Raw genomic sequence first — 7,802 nt, forward strand, 5'->3', positions numbered from 1 at the left:
GAGACAAGCATGCGAATGTCATTTCTCGGCGCGGCCGGTACGGTCACCGGCAGCAAGTACCTGCTGGAGCATGAAGGCCAGCATGTACTGATCGATTGCGGCCTGTTCCAGGGCTACAAGCAATTGCGCCTGCATAACTGGGACCCGTTCCAGCTACCGGTTCGCGAGCTGGACGCCATTGTCCTGACCCATGCCCACCTGGATCACAGCGGCTACCTGCCGGTATTGGCGCGCAACGGTTACCGCGGCCCGGTGTATGCCACGGCCGCCACCTGTGAGCTGGTGAAAATCCTGTTGCGCGACAGCGGCCGCCTGCAGGAGGAAGAGGCCGAGTTCGCCAATCGCCATGGCTACTCGAAACACACCCCGGCGTTGCCGCTCTATACCGAGCAGGATGCGGAGCGCGCCCTGAAGCTGCTGCGGCCGCTGGAGTTGCACCATCGGGTCGATATCGTCCCGGGTATGAGCATCCAGTTGCGCTGCGCCGGGCATATTCTCGGCGCGGCCACGGTGGAAGTCGTGGCCGGCGGCATCACGCTGGTGTGCTCCGGGGACCTGGGGCGGCCCAACGACCCTTTGATGTTCGCACCGGAAACCATCGAGCACGCCGATTATCTGCTGGTGGAGTCGACCTATGGCGACCGCCGGCATCCCGTCGAGTCACCGGAAGAGCAACTGGCACAGGTCATCAGCCGAACCGCGATGCGCCGTGGCATCACCCTGGTACCGTCGTTTGCGGTAGGGCGCGCGCAATTGCTGATGTATCACCTGTACCGGCTGTTGCAGAAACGTGCGATCCCCGACCTGCCGATCTACCTCAACAGTCCCATGGCCACCGATGTCACACGCCTGTACCAGCGTTTTCGCAGTGAGCACCGCCTCTCCCAGGAGGAGTGCGAAGGCATGTGCCATGTCGCGCATTTCGTGCGCACGACCCAGGAATCGATCAACCTGGATCTGCAGCGCACGCCCGCGGTGATCATCGCCGCCAGTGGCATGGCCACCGGTGGCCGGGTGGTTCACCACCTCAAGGCGCTGGCCCCCAACCCGATCAATACGTTGCTGGTGCCGGGCTTCCAGGCCGGCGGCACCCGCGGCGCGCAGATAGTCGCAGGCGCCGAGTCGGTGCGTATCCACGGCAAGGATGTGCCGATCCGCGCCGAAGTCGTGCCGATGGAAACCTTGTCCGCGCACGCCGACGCCGATGAAATCATGCAGTGGTTGCGCGGGTTCAAGCGGCCGCCGAAACACACCTTCGTGGTGCATGGCGAACCCAACGCCTCGGACGTACTGCGCCGCCGCATCAGCCAGGAGCTGGGATGGTCGGTCTCGGTGCCGGAGTACCGCGACAGCGTCGAGCTCTCGGCTGCCGACCAGCCTGCAAGCTCATCGCTCTGACAACCCCCCGGTGTTGCCACTCACCGATCGAGGCGTCGTGGTGGCGACGAGAGTGATCCTATGAAGGACAACGGTTTTCCCAGCGCTGAATGCGAATCGCCTGTTGAGGAACTCTCCTCGATGTTCGGCAAGTGGCTGAACCCGCTGCTATTGCTGTTCTGTGTGTTGACGCTCCTGGCCGGTGGCGTTGCGTACATGGCGCAGAAGCCCGGCTGGGCATCGCTAGGCTGGGCCGCAGGCAGCCTGGTGATGGCCCTGGTCCTGCTCGTCGAGATTGCCCAGCGCCTGGCCCGGCGCGAGGCGGGTGTAGACCTGATCGCGCTGATGTCGATGGTCGCCGCACTGGTCCTGGAGCAGATGCTGGTGGCGGCGGTGATTGCCTTGATGCTGGCTACCGGACGCACCCTGGAGTTCTTCACCAGGCAACGCGCCGAGCGCGAGCTTCGTGCGCTCATCGATCGGGCACCACGTTTTGCCTGGCTGCAGGAGCAGGGCGGCTTGCGCAGGATCCCGGTCGAGCAGATCCAACCGCAGCAGACATTGCTGGTGCGCCTGGGGGAGGTGATACCGGTCGATGGTCGCCTGCTGAGTCCCGCGGCCATCCTGGACGAATCGGCGCTCAGCGGTGAGTCGTTGCCGGTAACCCGTCGCCAAGGTGAGCAACTGCCCAGTGGCGTATCCAATGTCGGCGCACCTTTCCTGTTAACCGCCACGCGAACGGCTGCGCAAAGCACCTATGCCGGGATAGTGCGGCTGGCGGAGACGGCACGACGTTCGCGCGCACCCTTTGTGCGCCTGGCCGACCGCTATGCGCTGCTGTTCATTCCGCTGACCTTGCTGATCGCCACCGTGGCCTGGCAAATGAGTGGCGATCCCTTGCGGGTGCTTGCGGTCCTGGTGGTCGCCACACCTTGCCCGTTGATCCTGGCGGTGCCGATTTCCATCATGTCAGGCATTTCGAGGGCGGCGCGGCGCGGGATATTGATCAAGGACGGCACGACCCTGGAGGCGTTGGCCGGGATCAGGCAGGTGTTTCTCGACAAGACCGGCACACTGACCAGCGGCCATGCGCGCCTGCAGTCGATAGAGGTCAACGGGCTGGCCAATCCCCAGCACCTGCTTGGCCTGGCCGCCTCGCTGGCGCAGGCTTCGACGCATCCGATCTGCCAGGCAATGGTCGAGGCGGCACATCAACACCATTTATCACTCAGCGCTCCGCGGGAGGTTCAGGAACATCCTGGCTCGGGGCTTTGTGGTCTGGTCGAAGGCCGGCGCGTGCGTTTCGGCACCTTGTCTTTTGCGCATGAACAAGCGCCTGCGACTGACTGGAGCACGGCCATGCTGCGCCATATGGATTACCTGGCGTGTAGTGGCAGCTTCATCGACGTGGACGGGGAGCTGGCTGGCCTGCTGGTGTTTTCGGATAAGGTGCGCCGAGAAACCCCGCAAACCTTGCGGCGATTGCGCAACCGAGGCATCGAGAAAATCGTCATGCTCACCGGGGACCGCCTGGAAACCGCCGAGATGATTGCCCTGTCTGCGGGGATCGACGAGCTGCGAGCCGGGTTGACGCCCAAGGATAAAGTGCAGGCTGTCCAGCAGGGCTGCCAGCGTGCCAGCACACTGATGGTCGGCGACGGCATCAACGATGCCCCCTCGCTGGCGGCGGCCAATGTCGGTGTGGCGATGGGCGCCAGCGGTGCCACGGCATCTGCGCAAGCGGCGGGTGTCGTATTGCTGGTCGATCGCCTGGACCGTCTGGTCGATGCGCTGGACATCGCTCGCCGGACCTGCCGGATCGCCCGGCAGGGCGTATGGGTCGGCATGGGCATGTCATTGCTGGCCATGGTCGTGGCTGCGCTCGGTTACCTGCCACCGCTTGTCGGTGCCGTTGTGCAGGAGGGCATTGATGTGTTGATCATCATTAACGCCCTGCGTGCATTGGGACCTCTGCAGGGAACGGGCCCACGAAAGCTTGCCGCAGAACATATCGATCGCCTGCAAGACGAACACCAGCAGCTGGCCGCAGTGCTGAGCGATCTGCATCAACTGGCCAGTGACTTTTCGCGGCGCCCCCTTGAGCAGGCGCAGGCCGACTTGCGGGAACTGGTTGGAAAACTGCAGACATCGCTGGCGCAACATGAGCGCGACGATGAAAACACCCTGTACCCGCTGCTGACTCGCAGCCTGCCGGGCGAGGACCCCCTGTCGACGATGAGCCACGCCCATCGGGAAATTTTTCGCCTTATCCATTTGCTGGCACGCATGAGCGCCGACTTCAGCGCCGACCCCGCCACGGCTTCTGCCGAGGAGATTCAGCATCAGTTGATTCGCCTGGACACCCTCGTGAGGCTGCATTTCGATCAGGAGGAAGAACTGTTCCGTTATCTCGACTGGCGCTAGCCGTGTGAAGCCGGCCCCAGCATTTGACGGCACTCGTCATCGGTCATCCGCGCATTGGCCTTTATGCGTGGCGCAGGGGCTCGCCGACAACGTGGGTTTGTTGATGAAAGTCAAGGTTTCAGGGGCTGTTTCATGGAAGCTGAAAGGACTATCGAACGGGTAGGAGAGCGACTTCATGGCTCACAGTAAAATCGTGTTTCGTGCTGCTGCTCGCGAGAAGATCCTGAGTGGCGCCACACAGTTGGCGGACGCCGTGCGCGTGACGCTGGGCCCGAAATCGAAATCAGTGCTGATTCAGAACAAGTGGGGCAATCCGACGGTCTGCAATGATGGCGTGACGATTGCCAAACGCATCGACCTGCTCGACCCCGAGGAAAACCTCGGGGCTCAAATGCTGCGTCAAGCGGCCGAGCGCACAGGCGACGCGGTAGGCGATGGGACCAGCACGTCAACGGTATTGGCCCATGCGATCCTGGCCGATGGCATACGCAACGTCGTTGCGGGAGCCAGTGCGATCGACCTCAAGCGCGGCCTGGATCGGGGGTTGTCGTTGGTCGTGGCGTCGCTCCAGGCCCAGTCGCGGCCGGTGGGCACGCCCAGGGAAAAGGCACAGGTGGCCTCGCTGTCGGCGCATAACGATGCCGTCATCGGCCAACTGGTGGCTGACGCTCTGGAAAAGGTGGGCGTTGAAGGCGTCGTCAGCGTCGAAGAGTCCAAGACCACCGAGACCGTGGTCGAGGTCATGGAGGGGATGCGGTTCGACCGGGGTTATGTCTCGCCTTACTTCGTCACCGATACCGAGAAGATGCAGGTCGAGCTCGATGACGCCTACTTGCTGCTCTGCGACCATAAGATCGGCGTACTCAAGGACTTGCTGCCATTGCTTGAGCTGGTTGCCAAAAGCGGGCAACCCCTGGTGTTGATCGCGGATGACATCGAAGGAGAGGCGTTGACCACGCTGGTCGTCAACCAGATACGGGGTGTCCTGCGCGCAGTGGCGATCAAGGCGCCAGGCTTTGGTGACCGACGCAAGGAGGTACTTCAGGACATGGCTGTCCTGACGGGGGCAACGGTGGTTTCCAACGAGTTGGGCGTCAGCCTTGAACAGGTGGAACTGGGCCAGTTAGGACGCGCGCATCGAGTCGTGGTGCAAAAAGACAGCACGGCGCTGATTGGCGGGGCAGGTAGCCGTGAAGCTATCGAGGCGCGCCTGCAACAGATTCGCGCGCAAATGGGCAGTACTACCAGCGATTACGACCGGGAAAAACTTCAGGAGCGGCTGGCCAGGTTGTCTGGCGGTGTCGCGGTGATCCGGGTCGGGGCGCCTTCCGAGGTTGAAATGAAGGCCCGCAAGGATGCACTGGATGACGCGATATCGGCGACCCGGGCGGCGATCGCCGAAGGCATCGTTCCGGGGGGCGGCCTGGCCCTGCTCAAGGCTGTCCCGACGGTTGCCGCCGAGGAGACCTTGCATGAGGGCGATGCCAGGACCGGTCTGCAGATATTGCGTCGGGCGTTGGAAGCCCCGGCGCGGCTCATCGCCGAAAACTCGTCGGTGGACGCCGGCGTCGTCGTTGCGCGCATGCTGGCGGAACCTGGGAGCATTGGCTTCGATGCATCCACCAACAGCTATGTCGACATGTACGAAGCCGGCATTATCGACCCGACCAAAGTGGTGCGCATTGCCCTTGAAAATGCCGTTTCGGTGGCCAGTATCTTGCTGCTGACCGAGGCGACCATGACCGATATTCCGGAAAAGGAATCGCCTGCCCAGCCACCATTCCCTGAGTGATGGCCGTGAGCCGGGTCGTACTCGCGCATGGGTGAAGAAGGGCGCTCCCGCCCTGATTGATATTGATAAATATGCTGGATAACAGGCCGGGTGTCCGGGCCGGAGGGGGCATTTTGCCTGCCTTGCGCGGGCACTTGATATAAATCAACGCCAAGGGGGCATCGACGGAGGACGCTGGATTGCAAGCGCTGGTGCCTGCGCCAGCGAGGACGCCGCGGCGGCCGTCGAAAGGGCCACGGCAGGCGTTGAAACCCATCTGCCCGGAGCCCGCTCATGAGCCAGTATCAACGGTTATTGCTGATCATCAACCCGGCCCTGCGTCACTCCCAGGTCATCAACCATGCCGCAGCCCTGGCCAAGGCCAGCGGAGCGAGCCTGCATGTCTGTGCCTTGATGCCTTCCTGGAAACTCTTGGCGTTGCTCGAAGAAGGCGACCGGAAAAAGGCGCGCGCCGATTACCTGCAAGACCATCGCGACTGGCTCAAGGAACAGGCGAAAAACCTGCGCGACAAGGGGCTGGTGGTGACGACAGAGGTGACCTGGGCCGATGACCTGCAGCAAGACATTCTCGATCACGTCATGGAGATGCAGCCCGACTTGCTGATCAAACAAGTGCAGCACGAACCGGCACTCAAGCGCGCGTTTTTCACCCCGCTGGACTGGCGCTTGCTGCGCCATTGCCCGATACCGGTCTATCTGGTTGGCGAAGGTGGCCATGCCATGCCGCGCAAGGTGGTGGCGGCGGTCGATGCTTCGAGTTCCGAGCCACAGGGCGACGAGCTCAATGAGCGGATCATCAAGCAGGCCTGCGACCTTGCCATGCAGTGCGACGCCGAGCTGCACCTGCTGTATGCCTGCGATATTTCAGCCGCCTATCTGGCCGACATGGGCGGGCTGACACTTGCCGACCTCACTAAAGAGCAGCTCAGGGACATGGAGAAATCGTTCCTCAAGCTGGCCGGTCGGTATGGCGTGTCCTCTGACCGCCGGCATTTCATCCAGGGCCACCCCGTTCCGGTGCTGAGCGAATTCGCCCATCAGCAGCAGGTGGATGTGATCGTGATGGGCCGAGTCCAGTCCCGGGGCCTGGAGAAGCTGCTGGGCAGCACGACCGAACATATCCTCTATCAGGTGCCTTGCAGCGTCTTGGCGATATAGGGAAGGCCGCATCCCCACGTTACGCGGCGAGCGCCGTCATCGCCTGAGGAAGTTCTCCGATGTCCAAGAGTCCTTCATTGCAAACCATCTTGCACGATCGGGCAGATGCCGGTCGCCGCCTGGTGGAGCCGTTGCTCGAATATGCCCATCGGCCCGATGTCATTGTCCTCGCCTTGCCCCGTGGCGGTGTTCCGGTTGCCTATGAGGTGGCCAGGGCCCTGGACATTCGCCTGGACCTGATGCTGGTCCGCAAGCTGGGCGTACCCACCCGCGAGGAGTTCGCCATGGGCGCCATAGCCAGCGGCGGCATTCAGATCCTCAATGAAGACGCCCTGCGTGCCCATCCGGTCGATCAAGCCCGTTTCAATGCCGTGGTCACGCGGGAAACGCAGGAGTTGTTGCGTCGTGAACAGGTTTACCGGGAGGGCCGTCCACCGTTGCGACTCAAGGATCAGGTGGTGATTCTGATCGACGACGGCCTGGCCACAGGCGCCTCGATGATGGCGGCGGTTCACGCGGTGCGTGCGCAAGCACCGGCGCGCATTGTCGTTGCGGTGCCGGTTGCACCGCTTGAGACAGCGGAGGCGCTGCGCAGCGAAGTGGATGAACTGGTCTGCCCGCTCACCCCCGAGTGGATGATGTCGATCGGCTATTGGTACTTGGATTTTTCCCAGACGTCGGATACCGAGGTCATCGATCTGTTGCAGCGCGCCTGGCAACGGGAATCGGTTCCCGGTCCCTCGGCCCAGGAGCCTCGCGATGTTTGAACCTCGAGTTCGACAGCTGGACCTGGAGGGCATCGAACTATCAGCCGATTTGCGCCTGCCTCCGGGCGCCAGGGCGCTGGTCGTCTTCGCTCATGGCAGTGGCAGCGGCCGTTCAAGCCCGCGCAATCGGTACGTTGCCGAGTCGCTGGCCAGGCGCGGGCTGGGGTCGCTGCTGTTCGACCTGCTCACGGAGACCGAGCAACGCCTGGATAACCGGACCCGGGAGCTGCGTTTCGACATCGCATTGCTTGCCAGGCGCCTGACTGAGGTGCTCGACTGGATCG

Annotated in this window: 5 protein-coding genes and 1 pseudogene; all 6 read left to right on the forward strand. The window is 62.9% G+C overall.

Annotation, left to right across the window (positions count from 1 at the left end; all coding sequences use genetic code 11):
* The first annotated feature begins 9 nt into the window (after positions 1–9).
* Positions 10–1,398, forward strand: a complete 1,389-nt coding sequence (locus J4D28_RS28705) for an MBL fold metallo-hydrolase RNA specificity domain-containing protein (protein ID WP_028683965.1) — start codon at positions 10–12, stop codon at positions 1,396–1,398.
* A 120-nt stretch (positions 1,399–1,518) separates the two neighbouring features.
* A complete protein-coding gene (locus J4D28_RS28710) occupies positions 1,519–3,801 on the forward strand; it encodes a heavy metal translocating P-type ATPase (RefSeq protein ID WP_029526504.1) in 2,283 nt (760 codons plus the stop codon).
* Positions 3,802–3,976: 175 nt separating this feature from the next.
* On the forward strand, positions 3,977–5,593 hold the full coding sequence (gene groL, locus J4D28_RS28715; protein ID WP_016702975.1) for a chaperonin GroEL: 1,617 nt from the start codon (positions 3,977–3,979) through the stop codon (positions 5,591–5,593).
* Between the two features lie 273 nt (positions 5,594–5,866).
* The gene (locus J4D28_RS28720) at positions 5,867–6,751 is read left to right on the forward strand and encodes a universal stress protein (RefSeq protein ID WP_016702976.1); all 885 of its coding nucleotides are present in this window, start codon (positions 5,867–5,869) and stop codon (positions 6,749–6,751) included.
* Positions 6,752–6,810: 59 nt separating this feature from the next.
* Complete coding sequence (locus tag J4D28_RS28725) at positions 6,811–7,518, forward strand: phosphoribosyltransferase (RefSeq protein ID WP_103331811.1); 708 nt, start codon at positions 6,811–6,813, stop codon at positions 7,516–7,518.
* Positions 7,511–7,802: pseudogene (locus J4D28_RS28730) on the forward strand (alpha/beta hydrolase); the annotation flags it as partial. The gene J4D28_RS28725 and the pseudogene J4D28_RS28730, both read left to right, overlap by 8 nt.

The sequence above is a fragment of the Pseudomonas sp. GW531-T4 genome, from assembly GCF_017349615.1.
In the GTDB taxonomy this organism is placed as follows: Bacteria; Pseudomonadota; Gammaproteobacteria; order Pseudomonadales; family Pseudomonadaceae; genus Aquipseudomonas; species Aquipseudomonas chlororaphis_I.